Below are 18,429 nucleotides of genomic sequence, written 5' to 3'. Positions count from 1 at the left end.
CTAGAAGTGATTTGGCCCCGTGTTCAAAAATTCAACGCGCTTAAGGCAAAATCGGTCCCCACGCGGGGTCCGAAGCATCAACCGGGGTGCGCAGGCGTCGCTCGTTCCGCCCGGTCACGTCGACCTGATAGAGCGAGGATTGGCCCGAATTGCGCGCCGTACGGAAGAACTGGATGATCCGGCCATTCGGTGCCCATGTCGGCGCTTCGTCCTGCCAGCCATTGGTCAGCACGCGGACATTGCGGCCAGCGGGCGTCATGACGGCTATATTGAAGTCGCCGGCGATGCGGGTGAAGGCGATCTGGTCGCCGCGCGGGCTCCATTCCGGCGTGGCGCAGCGACCGCCGAAGAAACTGATACGGCGCTGGTTCGACCCGTCGGCACTCATCACATAGCACTGCTGGCTGCCCGAACGGTCGCTTTCGAATACGATCTGCGAACCATCGGGCGAATATGACCCGCCGATGTCGATCCCCGGCGTATCGGTCAGGCGCACGCTCTGTCCGCCAGTTGCGGGCACGCGGTAGATGTCGGTGTTCCCGGCCACGGCCATAGAATAGAGGATATAGCGGCCATCCGGGCTCCAGCGCGGGGCCAGCGTCGGATTGCCCGTTTGCGCAACGAGCTGCTGACGACCCGTGCCGATGTCGTAGACATAAATGCGCGGATTGCCGTCGACATAGCTGAGATAAAGCAGCTTCTTGTAATCGGGCGAATAGCGCGGGGTGAGCGCGGTCGCGCTGCCGAGTGTCAGGAAGCGATGGTTGGCCCCGTCGCTATCCATGATCGCGAGCCGCTTCACGCGGTTATCCTTCGGGCCGGTTTCGGCGATATAAGCGATGCGGCTGTCGAAGAACGGGCTTTCGCCGGTCAGACGCGAATAGATCAGGTCAGAGCATTTGTGCGCCGCGCGCCGCCAGTCGGCGGGCGGGACGACCCAGCCCTCACGCACGAGCTCATCTTGCAGCGCAACGTCATAGAGGTAGCACCCAAACAGCAAACGGCCATCGGTTCGCGCGCGGACATAGCCATGAACCAGCATCTCGGCCCCGCGACCGGTCCAGGTCGGCCAGTTGGGCGCAGTGATCTGCGGGAAAGTCGGGCGCGGCAGGCTGTCGGGGCCGACCGGCTTGAACAGACCGTTGTTACGCAGGTTCGCCGTGATCACCCGAGCGACTTCCTGCCCCAGTGCAGAGGTGCCGTCGGAGTTCGCGGGTGTAGGCTGATCGCGATCGGTGGCGAAGGCGGGAATGGCAATACCCAGGTCCTGCCAGTCGCTTTCATCGGTGACCGTGAAGGTCAGGCCGCCCTCGGCATCTTCGCCAGATGCGTCGATACCGGTGGTTTCGACCTCGCCGCCTTCGGGAGCCGGCTGACCGAGATCCTCGTTCTGCGCGGCGAGCGGCGCGGCGAGGAATGCGATGGCGAAAAAGAGCTTTTTCATCGGGAAAGGTTCCTATCGAAACGGGCGCCACGGATCGACTTCCACGCGTTGTAATACTCGTCGGGGAGGTCGAAGGGTGCGGCAAGTTGCACGGCGCGGATGGCGCGCTCTGCGTGAAGGCTGGCCTGCGGGCGGTTGGAATCGTTGATGCCGGACTGGCGGAGCACGCGCGGGCGGCCTCGCAGGCTGCCATCTTCATCGAGGTCGAAGGCAAGCTCGGTCACCAGCAGTTCCGCATCCACGCCCGAGGGCGCGTTCCAATGCGGGCGGATCTGGCGCACGATGGCCTGAATGATCGAGGCCTTGGCGCTCGCGCCGATCTGAGAGGCGGGGATGCGCGTCTCTTCGGTCGTGGTCGAATTGCCTGCGCCGCCAAGGAAATTATCGCCAATCCGGCTTCCGCCACGCGGTTCGGCAGGTGCAGCGCTAGGGCGCGGCTGAGGCGTGTTGCGCGGACGCGGTGCGGTGTTGGCGCTCTCGGACGGCGCCGGCGCGACGGTCGGCCGCGGCTGGGGCTGGTCCGCCACCGGCGCAGGTTGATCGGCCAGAGTGGGTGCAATCGCGGCGCGGCTTTCCGGCACCGGCTCGGGCGCAGTCGCCTCCAATCCGACGTCTTCGGCAAGACTCACCGTCATGCGTTCTGGAATGTCGAGCACTTCGCCGCGCGATGGCTGGAGCAGGAAAACCGCGAAAAGCGCGACATGCAGGACCAGCGCGACCATCAGGCCGACGCGTTCCTCTTTCCTGAAGGCGCTCGCTTCCATTGCCCGACCGCTATTCCTCGTCCGATGAACCGCGGCTTACGGAACCGCCGCCCGCCGAACTGGTGATGAGCGAGATTGTGTTGAAGCCGCTGCGGTTAAGCTCACCCATCACCGCCATCACACGGCCATAGTCGAGCGCGCGGTCGCCGCGCAGCACGATCACCGGCTGCTCCCCATCACCGCGGGTGTCGATCGCCGCCAGAGCATCAGGCAGCCCGCCTTCGGGGACCAGCGCGTCGTCAATGTAGATGAAACCCTCGCCATCGATACTGATCGTCACCTGATCGGGCGTCTGATCGACCGGATTGGCGTTGCTTTCGGGCAAGTCGATCGGCACGCCCGAGGCGAGCAGCGGCGCGGTGACCATGAAGATGATCAGCAGCACTAGCATCACGTCGACGAATGGTGTGACGTTGATTTCTGCCATCGGCGCGCGACGCGAACGGCGTCCGCCTCTGCTTGAGGTGGCGAGGCCCATCGCCATCAGGCTTTGTCCAGTTCGCGGCTGAGCCCCGCATGGAAGCGGTCGGCAAAGCGCTGCAGGCGGGCCTCATAACGGTTCACGCGGTGGCTGAAGCGGTTGTAGGCGATGACCGCCGGGATTGCGGCGAAGAGGCCAATGGCGGTAGCGAACAGCGCTTCCGAAATACCGGGCGCGACCACGGCAAGCGATGAGCTTTCCTGCGCGCCGATCTGGAAGAAGCTGTTCATGATGCCCCAAACCGTGCCGAAGAGGCCGACGAAAGGCGCGACCGAGCCGGTGGTGGCGAGGAAGTTCAAGCGCTCGGCAAGATCATCCGCCTCCTGCGCAGTGCGGCTTTCCATCGCGCCCGCCAGACGCTGGCGCACGCCGTCTCGGTCGATCGGCTGCTTCTGCGTCGAACGCTGCCATTCGTCGAGCCCTGCTCCGGCAACCCGCGCCATGGGCAGGTTCGCGCGCGTGCGTTTGCCGAGCATGCGCTCGTAATCCTGGGTCTCCCAGAACTCTTCCTCATATTGGCGCGATTTGCGTTCCAGTCCACCCATGCGGAGCGAGAACGACACGATGATCATCCACACCCAGACGCTGGCGAGCAGCAGCCCGACCATCACCGCCTGGACGACGATATCGGCTTGCAGGAACAGTTCGAGCGGATTGAGTCGGCCCGAACCACCGGCAGCGGCAGCAAGGAACGAAAGGGTGTTGGTCATGCAATTTGGCTTTCCATGAAACGGGTAAAGGCGTCGCGCCATTCTTCGGGCTGGCGACGCGGTCTTCCATCAGGTGCAACGAAGCCGACGCGCAATTGTGCCTCGGCCAGCAATTCGTCCCCAATATCAGTGGAGCGAAATGCCTTTTGGTGCATGCGGCAACTGGCCGCGCGCATTTCGGTGCAAATGGTCTCGATCACGACATCGTCATCGAGTTTCGCGGGACGCAGATATTTGAGGTTGATCTCGGAGACGGCATAGGCCCCTTCTTCGGCCTCGATCGCCGCGCGCTGGTCTATGTGGAGCATGCGCAGCAGGTCGCTGCGAGCGCGTTCGAACCAGCGCAGGTAGTTGGCGTGGTAAGTGATGCCGGAGAGGTCCGTGTCCTCGTAATAGACGCGCACTGCATAGAGATGCCGCGAGCCGTCGATAACGCCGCCGGGAGGATTGGGTGTAGTCATTCGCTGCGCGCTTTAGCGGAGGCGCGAGTCCCCCCGCAAGACAATCCGACGAAGTGACTCAGGCTTGCGACCAAAAGCGCGATTCTTTGTTCGAGTCATACTAGACCACCCGCGCCCTCCACCCTTCCACCCGGAACCTACCGGGACACCATCCGGGTGGAAGGGTGGAGGGCGCGGGTGGCGCGGTCCGGATTGGATGGAATTCCAATCCGAAACCAAATCACCTTTTCAAAATCATCGGACCCAATGGGTGCCCGCCGAAGATATGGACATGCAGATGCGGCACTTCCTGGTGGCCGTGCCCGCCGATATTGGCGAGGAGCCGGTATCCGGGTTCGACGAGCCCCTTGGCGCGGGCGACTTCGCCCACGGCGCGCACGAAGCCGCCGATTTCCTCGTCCGAAGCCTTCGTCGAAAAATCGTCCCAGCTGACGTAGCGTCCCTTGGGGATCACCAGCGTGTGGATTTCGGCCTGCGGATTGATGTCCTCGAAGGCATAGGCCCACTCGTCCTCATAGACTTTGTTGGACGGAATCTCGCCGCGCAGGATCTTGGCGAAGATATTCTCGTCGTCATAGGGCTGGGTCGCGTCGATGGGCATCAGTTGTCCTTCCTGCTTGCTTTCTCTTCGAGGCCCGATGTCCCCTCGCGCCGGTCGAGCTCTTCCATCACTTCGCTCAATTTGATGCGCCGGGATTGCAGCAGCACCAGCAGGTGAAAGATCAGGTCGGCGCTTTCGCCGATCACTTCCTCTCGGCTTTCGGAGAGCGCGGCGATGATGGTCTCGACCGCTTCCTCTCCCACTTTTTGCGCGACGGCCTCTATGCCCTTGGCGTTGAGTTTCGCGACATAGCTGGAATCGGGCGAGGCGCTGCGGCGCTCTGCAATAACCTGTTCGAGACGGGCCAAAGTGTCCATCGCTTCGTTGTCCTTCAAATGCCGCGCGCAGGCAAGATCATATCCCCCGGGCCGGGAGGCCGGCTGCGCGAAGTTCCTCATGCGCTTCGGATATCGAATGCGTGCCGAAGTGGAAGATGCTGGCTGCCAGCACCGCGCTGGCATGCCCTTCCGTCACCCCTTCGACGAGGTGCTGGAGGTTGCCCACGCCGCCGCTCGCCACGACCGGAATGCTCACGGCATCGGCGATGGTGCGCGTCAGTTCGAGGTCGTACCCCGCCTGTGTGCCGTCGCCATCCATGCTGGTGACGAGCAGTTCGCCCGCGCCCAATTCCGCGACTTTCTTCGCATATTCGACAGCATCGATCCCGGTGGGCTTGCGCCCGCCATGGGTGAAGATTTCCCAGCGCGGTCCGGGTTTGGGTTCTTCCCCCTGCACCGGCACCTCAGGCGCGACGCGCCGTGCATCGACACTGGCGACGACGCACTGGCTGCCGAACTTCGCGGCGATTTCCGCGACGAGTTCGGGCCGCGCCACCGCGGCAGAGTTGATCGCGACCTTGTCCGCCCCTGCGAGCAAGAGCGCGCGCGCATCCTCGACGCTGCGCACGCCTCCGCCTACGGTCAGCGGCATGAAGCACACCTCCGCCGTGCGTTTCACGATGTCGAGCAGCGTCCCGCGCCCTTCATGGCTCGCGGAGATATCGAGGAAGCACAGCTCGTCCGCCCCCGCCGCGTCATAGGCCTGCGCCTGTTCGACCGGATCGCCCGCATCCTTGAGATCGACGAAATTGACTCCCTTCACCACGCGGCCATCGGCCACATCGAGGCAGGGTATGACGCGAATACGGACGGTCATGGCATGCTCTCGATTGAAACTTGCCTGGGGAACGACATCACACCCTCGCTCCCATCGCGATTGCCGCAGCCAGATCCAGCCGCCCTTCATAAAGCGCGCGGCCGGTGATCACGCCCTCGATGCCTTCATGCGCGTGAAGTGAAAGCACATGGATATCGTCCAGGCCCTTCACCCCGCCGCTGGCGATCACCGGAATGTCAACGCGCTGAGCCAGGTCGAGCGTCGCGTCGATATTGCAGCCCTTGAGCAAGCCATCGCGCCCGATGTCGGTGAAGAGCAGCGAGGCAACGCCCGCATCCTCGAACCGGCGCGCCATGTCGACCACGGAGACGGTGGACACCTCTGCCCAACCCTCGGTCGCGACCATGCCGTCACGCGCGTCGACGGCGACGACGATGCCGTTCTCCCACTCACGCGCCATGTCTTTCACGAACTGGGGGTCCTTCAGCGCAGCCGAGCCGATCACGATCCGCGCCACGCCCAGGTTGAACCAGAAATCGCAGGCCTCGGGCGTGCGAATGCCGCCGCCCAGCTGAACGTAACCGGGAAAGCGTTCGACGATCGCCTGCACCGCCTCGGCATTGCGGCTTTCGCCTGCGAAGGCACCGTCTAGGTCGACCACGTGAAGATGCTCGGCGCCTGCCTCGGCAAAGATCATCGCCTGTGCCGCCGGATCGTCTCCGTAGACGGTGGCGCGGTCCATATCGCCTTCGGCAAGGCGGACGACTTCGCCGCCCTTCAAATCGATGGCCGGAAAGATAATCATCTCGGATCCCATTCTAAGAAACGCTCTAGCAGCGCCAGCCCGTAAGCCTGGCTCTTTTCCGGGTGGAACTGCACGCCGAGCACATTGTCCCGCGCGACCGCTGCAACCAGCCCTTCGCCATGATCGGTCATCGCCGCCACGTCATGCCCGTCACTGGCGACGAAGTGATAGGAATGGAGGAAGTAAGCCTCGCCCTCCTCGAACACCGGATGCCCCTTCGCATGCGGCATCACGGCCACATCGTTCCAGCCCATGTGCGGCACCTTGATCGAGGGGTCTGTCGGTTCGAGCAGCCGCACCTCGCCATCGATCCAGCCGAGCCCCGACGTGCTGCCATGCTCCAGCCCACGCGTCGCGAGCAATTGCATGCCGACGCAGATGCCGAGGAACGGCGCGCTGCCCACCTGCACCCGCTCGGTCATCGCTTCGACCATGCCGTGAACCCCGCGAAGCCCCTCGGCACACGCCTTGAAGCTGCCCACTCCGGGCAGGACGATGCGGTCCGCCGCGCGCACCACCTCGGGGTCGTCGGTCACCTTCACATGCGCGCCCACACGCTTTAGCGCGTTGTGAACGGAGTGCAGGTTGCCCGCGCCGTAATCCACCAGCGCGACGACTTCAGCCACCGAGTTGCCCCTTGGTGCTCGGGATAGCCCCGCCCTTGCGCGGGTCCTGCTCCACTGCCGTGCGCATCGCACGCGCGAAACCCTTGTAGATCGCTTCGCAGATGTGATGGTTGTTGGTGCCGTAGAGCAGCTCGATATGAAGCGTGATACCCGCCGTCTGCGCCACCGAGTGGAACCAGTGTTCGATCAGTTCGGTGTCCCATTCGCCGAGCTTCTCCTGCGTGAAACCAGCCTTCCACACCAGATAAGGCCGCCCCGAAATATCCAGCGCGACGCGTGCGAGCGTCTCGTCCATCGGCGAATAGGCGCTGCCGTATCGCCCGATTCCGGCCTTGTCGCCCAGCGCCTCGGAAATCGCCTGGCCGAGCGCTATCGCGCTGTCTTCCGTCGTGTGATGCTGGTCGACATGGAGGTCGCCCTCCACCTTCATCGTCACGTCGATCAGCGAGTGACGCGAGAACTGCTCAACCATGTGATCGAGGAAGCCGATCCCCGTCGAAACATCATAGCTGCCGGTGCCATCCAGATTGACCTCGATGGCGATGGCGGTTTCCGCCGTCTTGCGAGAGATAGAGCCAGTGCGCATGCCCGCGGCTATAGGCTCTCAGCCGCGCCGCGCAAGCATTGGTGCATTGCAGCAAGCACAGCTTAAATCGCTTGACCAATAGGTTATGCAGCGCCACCTATCGGCGCGATGAGTGACCATACGCCCGATAGCCTGATCCCATACGACGAGATCGTGCAGGAAGCGCTGCGCGCCGTTGTTGGCCGCGTACTTGGCGAGATCCAGCAGGGCGGTAGTGAGCTGCCGGGCAACCACCATTTCTACATCACCTTCAAGACTGGCGCCCCCGGCGTTTCGATCCCACCGCACCTGCGCGAGCGTTTTCCCGACGAGATGACCATCGTTCTGCAGAACAAGTTCTGGGATCTCGAAGTCGAAGATGACCGCTTTTCGGTCGGGCTCAGCTTCAACCAGATACCGGCCAAGCTTTCGATCCCGTTCGCCGCGATCACTGCTTTCGTCGATCCGGCAGTCGATTTCGGACTCCAGTTCCAGGCGACCGTGCCCGACATGGCACCTGAAGAGCATGACTTTGCGGAAAACGATGGCTCGGAACAGAGCGGCTCTGCGCCCGTTGAAGGAAGCGATGACGGATCCAACGTCGTCACAGTCGATTTCGGCAAGAAGAAATAGCGCGGGTGCCTGCACGGTGCCCGTCGAGGGGCTAGAATGGCAGACAAGACACTCGAAGAACGGGCATCAGACAAGATCGCAGAGCCGGTTGGCGAAGCGAGCCAGGATCGTCGTCCGCACCTTGAAGGGATGCCCGGCCCAAGCACCAACCCCGCTACGAATATGCTCATTGCCGACATCGCACTGCGCAGCGCCGGGCGTATTGTCCGCAATTCCATGCAAAAGGGCATGCTGCGGGCGGGATTCGACCGGGACCAGGCCCGTGAAATCGTCAACAGTCGGACGATGCTGAGCAGCTTGATCCTGTACGGCGCTAGCAAGGTCGCGACCCGTTCGATCCCCGGCGCTCTGCTGGTCGGCGGAGGGCTGCTCGCCAAGACGCTGTACGATCGGGGACTGAGCAAGCGCGAGGCTCGTCGTCAGGGCATCGAGCAGATCGACACCATGACCGAGGAAGATATCGAAGAGTAGCCAACCGCGCTTTTCGGCGGCTTATCGCGCCCTCCCCCTTGATTCCATGCCATGCTTTGCGCCAACAGCGCACATGGCCGACACCCACACCAGTTCCGAGACTGACGCGCTGCACCGGCGTGGTCTGCTGTTCATCCTGTCCTCGCCTTCGGGCGCGGGCAAGACCACGATCTCCCGCATGCTGCTCGGCGCGGATGACGAGATCGCGCTCTCGGTTTCGGCCACGACCCGTCCGCGCCGGCCGGGAGAGATCGAGGGTATCGACTACCACTTCGTTTCGGACGAGAAGTTCGATGCCATGGTCGAGGAAGATGACTTCTACGAATGGGCGCACGTGTTCGGCCACCGCTACGGCACGCCAAAGGGCTATATCCGCAAGGCCCTGAAGGAGGGGCGCGACTTTCTCTTCGACATCGACTGGCAAGGTACGCAGCAGCTCAAGCAGAAGGACGATCAGGACGTCGTCAGCGTGTTCATCCTGCCGCCGAGCATAGTCGAATTGAGAAAGCGCCTCGAAGGTCGCGGACAGGATTCGCCCGATGTTATCGATGCAAGGATGGACCGCGCGCGTGGCGAGATCAGTCACTGGGCGGAGTATGACTATGTCGTGATCAATGACGACGTCGACCAATGCTTCGTCAAGGTGCGCGAAATCCTTCACGCCGAACGCATGAAGCGCACCCGCCAGACCGGGCTGATCCCGTTCGTGCGCGGGCTGATGGAATAGCCGACAGCCGTTGGAATAGAGGAGCGCGCAACCCAGAGTTCCGCGGGTGAACGTTCTCGTCCTCCTCGCGAATGGAGAAGGGGACTTCTTTACCAAGGACAAACTTGTCGAAGCCTGCTGGGACGGCCGGAGGCCCACTTACCGACGATCCGCTTTTTGCGCGGGTGAGCAAGCACGCCCGCTTCAAACCCGCCCTTGATGCAATCACCGCGAATATCGCCGCTCAGAGGCTTAAGCACAGGGCCGGGAACACAGATCTGGCATTGCGGCAGTAGGTTTACGGGCGAGCATCCGCTAGCCATGCGCAAAGCGAAAGGCCGCCGGATCGCTCCGACGGCCTCCTGGTATCCTACCATCCTTTGCAGCGAATGCCTTGCTTCTATTCGCCCGAGGGATCGACGAAGTTCCCCGAGCCGATATTGGCGTTGACCACGCCGCCATCGATCGGGATCGTCGTGCCGACGACATAGTCGCCTGCGCGGCTGCACAGGTAGATCGCGCCGGCAGCCATATCCTCGGTCACACCGATACGCTTCGAAGGTATGCCCTTCGCCGAAGCATCGGGATTGTCGCGCGCGGCGCGGTTCATCGCGCTCGGGAAAGCGCCGGGACCAATGCCGTTGACGACGATGTTGTCGCGGATCAGCTCGGCCGCGACACGGCGCGTCATATGGATGAGGCCAGCCTTCGACGCCTGGTATGGATAGGTCGGCCAGGGGTTGGACTTCATCCCGTCGATCGAGGCGATCATCAGCACCTTGGCCGGACGATCCTCGGTCGCCGCGGCCTTCAGCAGCGGATGGAGTTTCTGCGTGAGGAAGAACGGCGCCTTCACATTGAGGTCCATCGTGCGGTCCCAGCCCGCTTCGGTGAACTTGTCGAACGGCTCGCCCCAAGCAGCACCAGCATTGTTGACGAGAATATCGAGCTTGTCTTCACGCTCTGCAATCGCATCGGCAAGCTGCTGGATGCCGTCCATCTGGCTGAGGTCGGCAGTGAGGCCGATGACCTTTTCACCCAGCTCGGCCGAGGTTTCGTCGACCTGCTCCTTCTTGCGCGCAGCAATATAGACCCGTGCACAGCCCGCTTCTAGCAGGCCTTCGACGATCATCTTGCCGATCCCTCGGCTTCCGCCAGTGACGAGAGCGACACGGCCTTCGAGACCGAACAGATCCTTCATGTTCATCATTGTTAAATTCCTTTCTCTCCCGGCAAATCGGCTGCGCCGATCGCCTCCGAGGGGCGGCCTGACCGGCCGACGGTCGGTCGACCTTGCGGCCCGGCCGGGTGCCGGGCCGAGGTCCCTAGTATCCGCTCAGCTCGGCAACACGGCCGGCATGGTAATACGCATCGCCAAGAAACTCCTGCAGCGCGCGATCGCGCTTCATGTAGAGCCCGATGTCATACTCGTCGGTCATGCCGATCCCGCCATGCATCTGCACGCCTTCGCGCACGGCAAGGCCTGCGGTCTTGGCAACCTTGGCCTTGGCGACCGACGCCATCAGGTCAGCTTTCTCGCTGCCCGCGTCGAGCAATTGCTGCGCCTTGATCACGGCAGCACGCGCGATTTCGACTTCGGAGTAAAGGTGAGAAGCGCGGTGCTGAAGCGCCTGGAACTCGCCGATCACCTTGCCGAACTGCTTGCGCTGCTTAATGTAGTCGACGGTCATGTCCATCGCGCCGCGGGCAACGCCCACGCCCTCTGCAGCGGCGCCGACACGGCCCGCCATCAGCATGGCATCGAGCACTTCGCGACCGCCGTCGACTTCGCCGATCACCGCATCGCCATCGAGTTCAACACCATCGAAGGTCGTGTGTGTAGCCATTGAGCTGTCGACGAGGCGCACCGCGTCGTGGCTCATGTTGGCGGCATCCTTGGGAACCGCGAACAGCGTGATGCCGTCCTTGTCGCTATCGGAACCCGAAGTCCGCGCAGCGACCACCAGCATGTCGGCGCTGGCGCCCTGGATCACGAAGTCCTTCTTGCCCGAAAGCTTGAAGCCATTGCCCGATTTCTCGGCTCTGGTCGTGATCGTTTCGGGGCGGTGCTTCGCGCCCTCGTCGATCGCGACGGCAAAGACGCTATCGCCCGCAACGAGACCCGGCAGGTAACGTCCGCGAAGGTCGTCGCTTGCATGCTTGAGCGCGGTCGCGGCCAGCACGCTGCTGGTGAGGAAAGGCGACGGAGTGAGGTTGCGCCCGATTTCCTCCAGCACAATCCCCGCTTCGACATGACCCATGCCGAGACCGCCATCTTCCTCGGAAACGAGGATGCCCGTCACACCGAGTTCTTCGGCAAACTGCTTCCATAGCCCGTGGCCGAAGCCGTCCTTGCAGTCGCGGTCGCGCCAGTGGCGCAGCTGTTTCTGGATGCTGCCTTCCTCGGCCATGAAGGCAGAGGCGCTGTCGGCGAGCATCGCCTGATCGTCATCGTGATAAAGCGGCATGGGTCAGGCTCCCGGAAGGTCAAGAATGCGTTTGGAAATGACGTTGAGCATGACTTCGCTCGTGCCGCCTTCGATCGAATTGGCTTTGGTCCGCAACCAGTTGCGCGACGGCTTGCCGCCGCTCGTTTCGTCGCTATCCCATTCGAGCGCCGTGCTGCCGCCCGCGCTCATCATCAGCTCGTGGCGACGCTTGTTGAGCTCGGTCCCGGCGTATTTCATCATGTTGGGCTGTGCCGGATGGGCCTTGCCGACCTTGATTTCATCCAGGAACTTCTCGCTCATCGCGGTGAACGCCAGCGCATCGACATCGAACATGGCCATTTCGGCGCGCAGCACCGGGTCAAGCTCGCCCTGGCGCGCAACAGCCGCGCCGAGCGAAGTGGCCCGATCGCCGCCGCCGGTAGCGGAAATCATCTCGCGCTCGTGGCCGAGCAGATACTTGGCAACGTCCCAGCCGCGATTGATCTCGCCCACATAGGCGGGAATGTCCTCACCGTAGCTCTTGGGCACATTCACATCGTCCATGAAGGTTTCGCAGAAGGGCGAGTTACCGCTGATCAGCAGGATCGGCTTGGTCGAGACACCTTCGCTCGCCATATCGAACAGCATGAAGGTAATCCCCTGGTACTTGTTCTCCTTGTCGGTACGGACGAGGCAGAAAATCCAGTCGGCCTGATCGGCATAGGAGGTCCAGATCTTCTGACCGTTGACGATCCAGTGATCGCCCTTGTCTTCGCCGAAAGTCTGCATCGAAACGAGATCGGAGCCACTGCCGGGTTCGGAGTAGCCCTGGCACCAGCGGATTTCACCGCGAGCAATCTCGTTCAGGAAGCGCTGCTTCTGTCCTTCCGTGCCAAAGTGCAGGAGCGCCGGGCCAAGCATCCAGATGCCAAAGCTCGAAAGAGGCGGACGCGCATTGATCGCCGCCATCTCTTCGCGCAGCACCTTTGCTTCCGGAGGGGTGAGGCCGGCGCCGCCATATTCCTTGGGCCATGCCGGCACGGTGTAACCCTTGTCGCGGCATGCTTCGAACCACGCCTTTTGCGCGTCGCTCTTGAAGGTCGCGTTGCGTCCACCCCAGTAAACATCGCCATCATCGCGGACGGGTTCGCGCATTTCAGGGGGGCAATTTGCCTCCAGCCATGCGCGGGTTTCCTGGCGGAATGTCTCGAGATCCTGATCGGACATGGTCGAATCCTCTCCTTTAAAAATCCGGTATGTTGACGCTTACGTTAGGGTGATTCGCCCCTCTGCCGCAAGCAGACTTATATCAGGTCGCCATGCCGTAGCGTCAGAGAGTTTCGATTGACGGACCGCTTGGCGCGCTTACCCTTGGACACGAGTTTTGGGAGAGCTTTGGTGAGCGGATTCGCATCGCGAGTATCAGTGCAGGTCGCTGCTGCATGAGCTTTACCAATGGCCCCTTGCCACTTCGCCTGAAGCTGGTTCACGGCTTCGGCGCGGTCGCATTCGGGGTCAAGGATTCCGGCTTCAGCTTTTTCCTCCTGCTATTCTACAATCAGGTGCTGGGCATGGATGCGGGACTGGTCAGTCTCGCGCTGCTGATCGCGCTGCTCGTCGATGCGGTAATCGACCCCATTCTCGGCAATCTTTCCGATCGCACCTACACGCGCTGGGGCCGCCGCCTGCCGTGGCTCTATGTCGCTCCGATCCCGCTCGCCTTTGCCTGGGTCATCATGTGGTCTCCGCCAGGGGGTGAAGCGCCCAGCTTCCTTGGGCTCCTTGGCATTGCGATAGTCGTGCGCGTCCTCCTCTCGGCATGCGAAGTTCCATCGGTTTCGCTCCTCCCGGAAATCACTTCGGACTATGACGAGCGCACCACGCTTTTCCGCTATCGCTACCTGTCGGGCTGGTGCGGCGGGATTCTGATGATGCTGCTCGCCTACACCGTCTTCATGCCCGGGGCCGATGGCCTGCTGGAGCGGGACGGCTATGTGACCTTCGGGATTTTCGGTGCGGTGCTGATGGCGGTATCGGTGCTCGGCTCGGCTATCGGGCAACACCGGCTCGTGGCGCATCTGCCCGAGACAAAGCCGCCGCCCTTCAGCCTGAAGGGTGCCTTCGCGGAGATTTTCGAGGCGTTCAGCGAGAAAGCCTTCCTGATTTTCGCAGTCGGCGGTCTCGCCGCTTATGTCGCTCAGGGCATGACCTTCTCGATATCGAACTATCTCAACGTTTTCGTGTGGCAGTTCGACGAAGCCGCACTGATCGCCTATCCGATCGTCCTGTTCGTATCGGTCATCCTGATGTTCTTCATCGTCGGGCCGATGCATCGCAACTTCGGCAAGCCCAAGAGCGCGCAGATTTCCGCCCTCACCTCATTCGCCGTGCTTTTCACACCCTATCTGCTGCTGCTGATGGGCTTCTGGCCGGAGGTGGGCACGCTTCCCTCGACCGTGTTGCTGTATTGCTTCCTCGTCGTGGGCAATGCGCTGGCGGTCGTGGTCATGGTCTCTGCATCCTCGATGATCGCCGAAATCGTCGAAGCATTCCTCGAGCGGACCGGCAGGCGTGCGGAAGGCAGCTTCTACTCCGGTAACTGGCTGGTGCAGAAATGCGCCACCGGCATGGGCATTTTCCTGACCGGACAGATCGTCGCGCTCTCGCAATTGCCGAACAATGCGCGGCCCGGCGCGGTCGAGCAGGGCGTCATCGACAGCATCATCATCTACTTCGGTGTCGGCTCGGCTCTGCTTGCCGTGATTTCAGCCTACTGGCTGGGCCGTTTTCCGATCAACCGCGCCGAGCACGAGGCCCGCGTGGCGGCTCTCGCCGCCGCGGCCAAGACCGGCAGCGAGCCGCGTCCGCCGCCCAAGGAAATACCTATCAAATGAATACTTGGCGCAGCCATTAGGCTCTGCCACGGTCAAACCAATCACAGGACAAGAGAGACAGGAGACAGGCTATGGATTTCGAACCGACAGAACGTCAGCAATACTGGCGCGACCGCGTGAAGGGTTTCATCGACAACCACGTCCGCCCGGCAGTGCCGACCTACAAGCAGCAGGATGCCGAGGGCGATCGCTGGAAGGTCATCCCGGTGGTCGAGGAGCTAAAGGCAAAGGCCAAGGCAGAGGGTATCTGGAACCTCTTCATGCCGCCGCGCAATGATGGTCATCACCACGTCGAGGAGTCGTTCGAGTTCGAAGGTCCGGGCCTTACCAACCTGGAATATGCATTGTGCGCCGAGGAAATGGGCCGCATCGGTTTCGCGTCTGAAGTCTTCAACTGCTCGGCGCCCGATACCGGCAACATGGAAGTGTTCCACCGCTACGGCACGCTCGAGCAGAAGGAAGAGTGGCTGCGGCCGATCATGAACGGCGAGATCCGTTCGGCCTTCCTGATGACCGAACCGTTCACCGCCAGCTCGGACGCGACCAATATCGAGACCCGGATCGAACGCGATGGCGATGAGTACGTCATAAATGGCCGGAAATGGTGGTCCTCGGGCCTCGGCGATCCGCGCTGCAAGGTCGCGATCGTCATGGGCAAGACCGATTTCGAGGCCAAGCGCCACGCCCAGCAGTCGATGGTGCTGATGCCGATCGACGCGCCCGGCGTAAACGTCATCCGTCACCTGCCCGTGTTCGGCTATGACGATGCACCGCACGGCCACATGGAAGTGGAACTCAAGGACGTCCGCGTCCCCGTCAGCAATATGCTGCTGGGCGAAGGCCGCGGCTTCGAGATCGCGCAGGGCCGTCTCGGCCCGGGCCGCATCCACCACTGCATGCGCACGATTGGCGTCGCCGAAGAAGCGCTGTCGAAGATGTGCCAGCGCCTGCAGGAGCGTGAAGCTTTCGGCAAGCCGATCTACAAGCACTCGGTCTGGGAAGAGCGGGTCGCGCGTGCGCGCATCGATATCGACATGACGCGCCTGCTGTGCCTCAAGGCTGCCGACATGATGGACAAGGTCGGCAACAAGTCTGCCAAGCAGGAAATCGCCATGATCAAGGTCCAGGCGCCGAACATGGCGCTCCGGATCATCGATGATGCAATCCAGGCGCACGGCGGCGGCGGCGTGTCGGAAGACTACGGCCTTGCCAGCGCTTATGCCCATCAGCGTACGCTGCGCCTCGCCGATGGTCCGGACGAAGTTCACGCCCGTTCGATCGCGCGAATGGAGTTCGCCAAGCACCTGCCGCAGGAAGGACCGACCGCCAACGCACTTCGCGAAGGCCGCGCGCCTGCTCCGGGCGATGACAATTACAGCTCCGGCGACATGGGAGTAGCGCGCTAATGGCAAAGGCTGCAATTCTCGAAAAACCGGGTGAAGGGCTTGTCATCGGCGACGTCGAAATCGCCGATCCCGCTCCTCATGAAGTGCTGATCGATACCAAGGCGTGCGGTCTCTGCCACTCGGACCTTCACTTCATCGACGGTGCCTATCCGCACCCGCTCCCTGCCATTCCGGGTCACGAGGCCGCTGGCGTGGTCCGCGCCGTAGGCAGCGAAGTGAAGACGGTGAAGCCGGGCGACCACGTGGTGTCCTGCCTCAGCGCATTCTGCGGCCATTGCGAGTTCTGTGTCACGGGCCGCATGGCCTTGTGCCTCGGGGCTGACACGCGACGCGGCGCCGACGGCGCCCCGCGTATCACGCGCAATGGTGGCGAGTTGGTCAACCAGATGCTCAACCTTTCGGCCTTCTCCGAACAGATGCTGATCCACGAACATGCCTGTGTCGCGATCGACAAGGACATGCCGCTCGATCGTGCAGCCGTGATCGGCTGTGCGGTGACGACCGGCGCTGGCACGATCTTCAACGCGGCCAAGGTCACGCCCGGTGAAACCGTGCTGGTGGTCGGTTGCGGCGGGGTCGGCCTCGCCGCGATCAATGCGGCGAAGATTGCAGGGGCCGGCAAGGTCATTGCAGCCGACCCGCTCCCCGAAAAGCGTGAACTCGCCAAGGTTCTGGGCGCATCGCACACCGTCGATGCGATGGCAGACGATGCCGCCAAACAGATCATCGAAATCTCGGGCGGCGGCGTGCATTATGGCATCGAGGCAGTCGGCCGACAGGCTTCGGCGGATCTCGCGGTCGCCTCGCTCCGGCGTGGCGGCACCGCGATCATCCTCGGCATGATGCCGCTTGACTGCAAGGTCGGACTCGGTGCGATGGACCTGCTTTCGGGCAAGAAGCTGCAAGGCGCGATCATGGGCGAAAACCATTTCCCGGTCGATCTCCCGCGCCTCGTCGATTTCTACATGCGGGGTCTGCTCGATCTCGACACGATCATTGCCGAGCGCATTCCGCTTGAGGACATCAACAAGGGGTTCGACAAGATGCGCGAGGGGCATTCGGCACGAAGCGTGGTGGTGTTCGACTGATGACTGATGAGCCGAAGATCGATTTCGACAAGGAGATGGTCGGCACGATCGAGGTGCCGGAGAAGGACCAGCTCGACCTTGATCGCCTGACCCAGTGGTTTGACGAGAATGTCGAGGGCTTTTCGGGACCGATCAGCTACACCAAGTTCAAGGGCGGGCAGTCGAACCCGACCTACCGGATCGACACTCCCGGGACATCCTACGTTCTGCGCCGTCAGCCCTTCGGGAAACTCCTGCCGTCCGCGCATGCGGTCGACCGCGAATATACGGCGATGACCGGACTTTATCCCACCGGCTTCCCCGTCCCTCGCACCTACGGGCTGTGTGAGGATCCCGAGGTCATCGGATCGAAGTTCTTCGTGATGAGCATGGCGGACGGGCGCAGCCTTTGGAACGGTGCCCTGCCCGACAACACGCCGGAGGAACGCCGCGAGATCTATTACGCCATGATCGACACCATGGCCGATCTCCACCTCAAGAACCCGGACGAGATCGGGCTTGGCGACTATGGCAAGCCGACCGATTATTGCGCGCGGCAGATCAGCCGCTGGTCGAAGCAGTACAAGCTTTCCGAAACCGAGCATCAGCCCAAGATGGAACGGCTGATCGAGTGGTTGCCGGAGACTATCCCGCCGCAGCATGAAAGTTCGGTCGTCCATGGCGACTACCGGCTCGACAACATGATCTTCCACAAGACCGAAAACCGCGTCATCGCGGTGCTCGATTGGGAGCTTTCGACGCTGGGCGATCCGATTGCCGACTTCAGCTACCTCATGCTGAACTGGAAGAACGAGAGCGACGGACGCGCTGGCCTCGCCAGCCTCGATCTCGAGAAGCTCGGCATTCCGACGATGGAAGAGGCAGTCGAACGCTATGTCGCGCGGACCGGCTATCCAGTTCCGCCGATGGACTGGTATTTCGCCTACAACCTCTTCCGCCTGGCCGGCATCATGCAGGGCATCAAGAAGCGCGTCATCGATGGCACGGCCTCCTCGGCCCATGCAAAGTCGATGTCCGAGCGGGTTACCCCGCTGATCGAGCGCGCCTATGATTTCGCCCGCGAAGCGGGGATGCCAAGCTAGCCAATTTATAAATTTCCGCCCATTGCCACTGATCGAAACGACGACCCGTAACTGGCTCGCGTTTTGGTCAGCGGCAAAAGGCACGCCCACCGTACCTAGCAAGGCTGTCTAACCCTTTACAGGGCTATTACCATCGAGGTTCAGATC

The 18,429-nt window shown here is 62.3% G+C and carries 21 protein-coding genes; 7 read left to right on the top strand and 14 right to left on the bottom strand.

Annotated elements, in window-relative coordinates; all coding sequences use genetic code 11:
- Positions 1 to 40: 40 nt before the first annotated feature.
- The 11 genes from tolB to hisB all read right to left on the bottom strand — a co-directional run bounded on the left by tolB (position 41) and on the right by hisB (position 7,594).
- Positions 41 to 1,444, bottom strand: coding sequence for a Tol-Pal system beta propeller repeat protein TolB (tolB, locus tag CCE89_RS09825; protein ID WP_086437832.1), 1,404 nt, complete (start codon positions 1,442 to 1,444; stop codon positions 41 to 43).
- Positions 1,441 to 2,208, bottom strand: a complete 768-nt coding sequence (locus CCE89_RS09820) for an energy transducer TonB (protein ID WP_086437831.1) — start codon at positions 2,206 to 2,208, stop codon at positions 1,441 to 1,443. The genes tolB and CCE89_RS09820 overlap by 4 nt, the downstream gene beginning before the upstream one ends.
- A 10-nt stretch (positions 2,209 to 2,218) precedes the next feature.
- Positions 2,219 to 2,692 carry an ExbD/TolR family protein gene (locus CCE89_RS09815; RefSeq protein ID WP_086437830.1) on the bottom strand — a complete coding sequence of 158 codons (474 nt, stop codon included), beginning with the start codon at positions 2,690 to 2,692 and terminating at the stop codon, positions 2,219 to 2,221.
- Positions 2,692 to 3,399 carry a protein TolQ gene (tolQ, locus tag CCE89_RS09810; protein WP_086437829.1) on the bottom strand — a complete coding sequence of 236 codons (708 nt, stop codon included), beginning with the start codon at positions 3,397 to 3,399 and terminating at the stop codon, positions 2,692 to 2,694. The genes CCE89_RS09815 and tolQ overlap by 1 nt, the downstream gene beginning before the upstream one ends.
- A complete protein-coding gene (locus CCE89_RS09805; RefSeq protein WP_086437828.1) occupies positions 3,396 to 3,860 on the bottom strand; it encodes a YbgC/FadM family acyl-CoA thioesterase in 465 nt (154 codons plus the stop codon). The genes tolQ and CCE89_RS09805 overlap by 4 nt, the downstream gene beginning before the upstream one ends.
- A gap of 220 nt (positions 3,861 to 4,080) precedes the next feature.
- Positions 4,081 to 4,461, bottom strand: coding sequence for a histidine triad nucleotide-binding protein (locus CCE89_RS09800; protein WP_086437827.1), 381 nt, complete (start codon positions 4,459 to 4,461; stop codon positions 4,081 to 4,083).
- A complete protein-coding gene (locus CCE89_RS09795; protein ID WP_086438066.1) occupies positions 4,461 to 4,778 on the bottom strand; it encodes a phosphoribosyl-ATP diphosphatase in 318 nt (105 codons plus the stop codon). The genes CCE89_RS09800 and CCE89_RS09795 overlap by 1 nt, the downstream gene beginning before the upstream one ends.
- Before the next feature lie 37 nt (positions 4,779 to 4,815).
- Positions 4,816 to 5,616 carry an imidazole glycerol phosphate synthase subunit HisF gene (gene hisF, locus CCE89_RS09790; RefSeq protein ID WP_086437826.1) on the bottom strand — a complete coding sequence of 267 codons (801 nt, stop codon included), beginning with the start codon at positions 5,614 to 5,616 and terminating at the stop codon, positions 4,816 to 4,818.
- Positions 5,617 to 5,653: 37 nt separating this feature from the next.
- Positions 5,654 to 6,382 (bottom strand): 1-(5-phosphoribosyl)-5-[(5-phosphoribosylamino)methylideneamino]imidazole-4-carboxamide isomerase, encoded by a 729-nt coding sequence (gene hisA / locus CCE89_RS09785; RefSeq protein WP_086437825.1) that lies wholly within the window; start codon positions 6,380 to 6,382, stop codon positions 5,654 to 5,656.
- Positions 6,379 to 7,008, bottom strand: coding sequence for an imidazole glycerol phosphate synthase subunit HisH (hisH, locus tag CCE89_RS09780; RefSeq protein WP_086437824.1), 630 nt, complete (start codon positions 7,006 to 7,008; stop codon positions 6,379 to 6,381). Before hisH ends, hisA begins: the two co-directional genes overlap by 4 nt.
- Positions 7,001 to 7,594 (bottom strand): imidazoleglycerol-phosphate dehydratase HisB, encoded by a 594-nt coding sequence (gene hisB, locus CCE89_RS09775; RefSeq protein ID WP_086437823.1) that lies wholly within the window; start codon positions 7,592 to 7,594, stop codon positions 7,001 to 7,003. Before hisB ends, hisH begins: the two co-directional genes overlap by 8 nt.
- Before the next feature lie 108 nt (positions 7,595 to 7,702).
- Between hisB and CCE89_RS09770 the strand changes: the two genes are divergently transcribed.
- The 3 genes from CCE89_RS09770 (at position 7,703) to gmk (ending at position 9,404) form a co-directional block, all read left to right on the top strand.
- On the top strand, positions 7,703 to 8,206 hold the full coding sequence (locus CCE89_RS09770) for an SspB family protein (RefSeq protein ID WP_086437822.1): 504 nt from the start codon (positions 7,703 to 7,705) through the stop codon (positions 8,204 to 8,206).
- Between the two features lie 36 nt (positions 8,207 to 8,242).
- Positions 8,243 to 8,677, top strand: a complete 435-nt coding sequence (locus tag CCE89_RS09765; protein ID WP_086437821.1) for a hypothetical protein — start codon at positions 8,243 to 8,245, stop codon at positions 8,675 to 8,677.
- A 73-nt stretch (positions 8,678 to 8,750) separates the two neighbouring features.
- Positions 8,751 to 9,404: a guanylate kinase gene (gene gmk, locus CCE89_RS09760; RefSeq protein WP_086437820.1), complete on the top strand. Its 654-nt coding sequence runs from the start codon at positions 8,751 to 8,753 to the stop codon at positions 9,402 to 9,404.
- A gap of 379 nt (positions 9,405 to 9,783) precedes the next feature.
- Here gmk and CCE89_RS09755 read toward each other — a convergent pair whose 3' ends face one another.
- The 3 genes from CCE89_RS09755 to CCE89_RS09745 all read right to left on the bottom strand — a co-directional run bounded on the left by CCE89_RS09755 (position 9,784) and on the right by CCE89_RS09745 (position 13,039).
- Positions 9,784 to 10,590 carry an SDR family NAD(P)-dependent oxidoreductase gene (locus CCE89_RS09755; protein ID WP_086438065.1) on the bottom strand — a complete coding sequence of 269 codons (807 nt, stop codon included), beginning with the start codon at positions 10,588 to 10,590 and terminating at the stop codon, positions 9,784 to 9,786.
- Between the two features lie 118 nt (positions 10,591 to 10,708).
- Positions 10,709 to 11,851: an acyl-CoA dehydrogenase family protein gene (locus CCE89_RS09750; protein ID WP_086437819.1), complete on the bottom strand. Its 1,143-nt coding sequence runs from the start codon at positions 11,849 to 11,851 to the stop codon at positions 10,709 to 10,711.
- A gap of 3 nt (positions 11,852 to 11,854) precedes the next feature.
- Complete coding sequence (locus CCE89_RS09745) at positions 11,855 to 13,039, bottom strand: acyl-CoA dehydrogenase family protein (protein ID WP_086437818.1); 1,185 nt, start codon at positions 13,037 to 13,039, stop codon at positions 11,855 to 11,857.
- Positions 13,040 to 13,254: 215 nt separating this feature from the next.
- Here CCE89_RS09745 and CCE89_RS09740 point away from each other — a divergent pair, with 215 nt between their 5' ends.
- The 4 genes from CCE89_RS09740 to CCE89_RS09725 all read left to right on the top strand — a co-directional run bounded on the left by CCE89_RS09740 (position 13,255) and on the right by CCE89_RS09725 (position 18,282).
- Positions 13,255 to 14,706 carry an MFS transporter gene (locus CCE89_RS09740; RefSeq protein ID WP_086437817.1) on the top strand — a complete coding sequence of 484 codons (1,452 nt, stop codon included), beginning with the start codon at positions 13,255 to 13,257 and terminating at the stop codon, positions 14,704 to 14,706.
- Between the two features lie 71 nt (positions 14,707 to 14,777).
- Positions 14,778 to 16,112 (top strand): acyl-CoA dehydrogenase family protein, encoded by a 1,335-nt coding sequence (locus tag CCE89_RS09735; RefSeq protein WP_086437816.1) that lies wholly within the window; start codon positions 14,778 to 14,780, stop codon positions 16,110 to 16,112.
- Positions 16,112 to 17,200 (top strand): Zn-dependent alcohol dehydrogenase, encoded by a 1,089-nt coding sequence (locus CCE89_RS09730; protein WP_086437815.1) that lies wholly within the window; start codon positions 16,112 to 16,114, stop codon positions 17,198 to 17,200. The genes CCE89_RS09735 and CCE89_RS09730 overlap by 1 nt, the downstream gene beginning before the upstream one ends.
- The gene (locus CCE89_RS09725; protein WP_086437814.1) at positions 17,200 to 18,282 is read left to right on the top strand and encodes a phosphotransferase family protein; all 1,083 of its coding nucleotides are present in this window, start codon (positions 17,200 to 17,202) and stop codon (positions 18,280 to 18,282) included. The genes CCE89_RS09730 and CCE89_RS09725 overlap by 1 nt, the downstream gene beginning before the upstream one ends.
- Positions 18,283 to 18,429 lie beyond the last annotated feature (147 nt).

It is taken from the genome of Altererythrobacter xiamenensis (assembly GCF_900177715.1).
In the GTDB taxonomy this organism is placed as follows: domain Bacteria; phylum Pseudomonadota; class Alphaproteobacteria; order Sphingomonadales; family Sphingomonadaceae; genus Erythrobacter; species Erythrobacter xiamenensis.
Note: the sequence above shows the minus strand (reverse complement) of the source record. Positions and strands in the feature narration are given on the sequence as shown.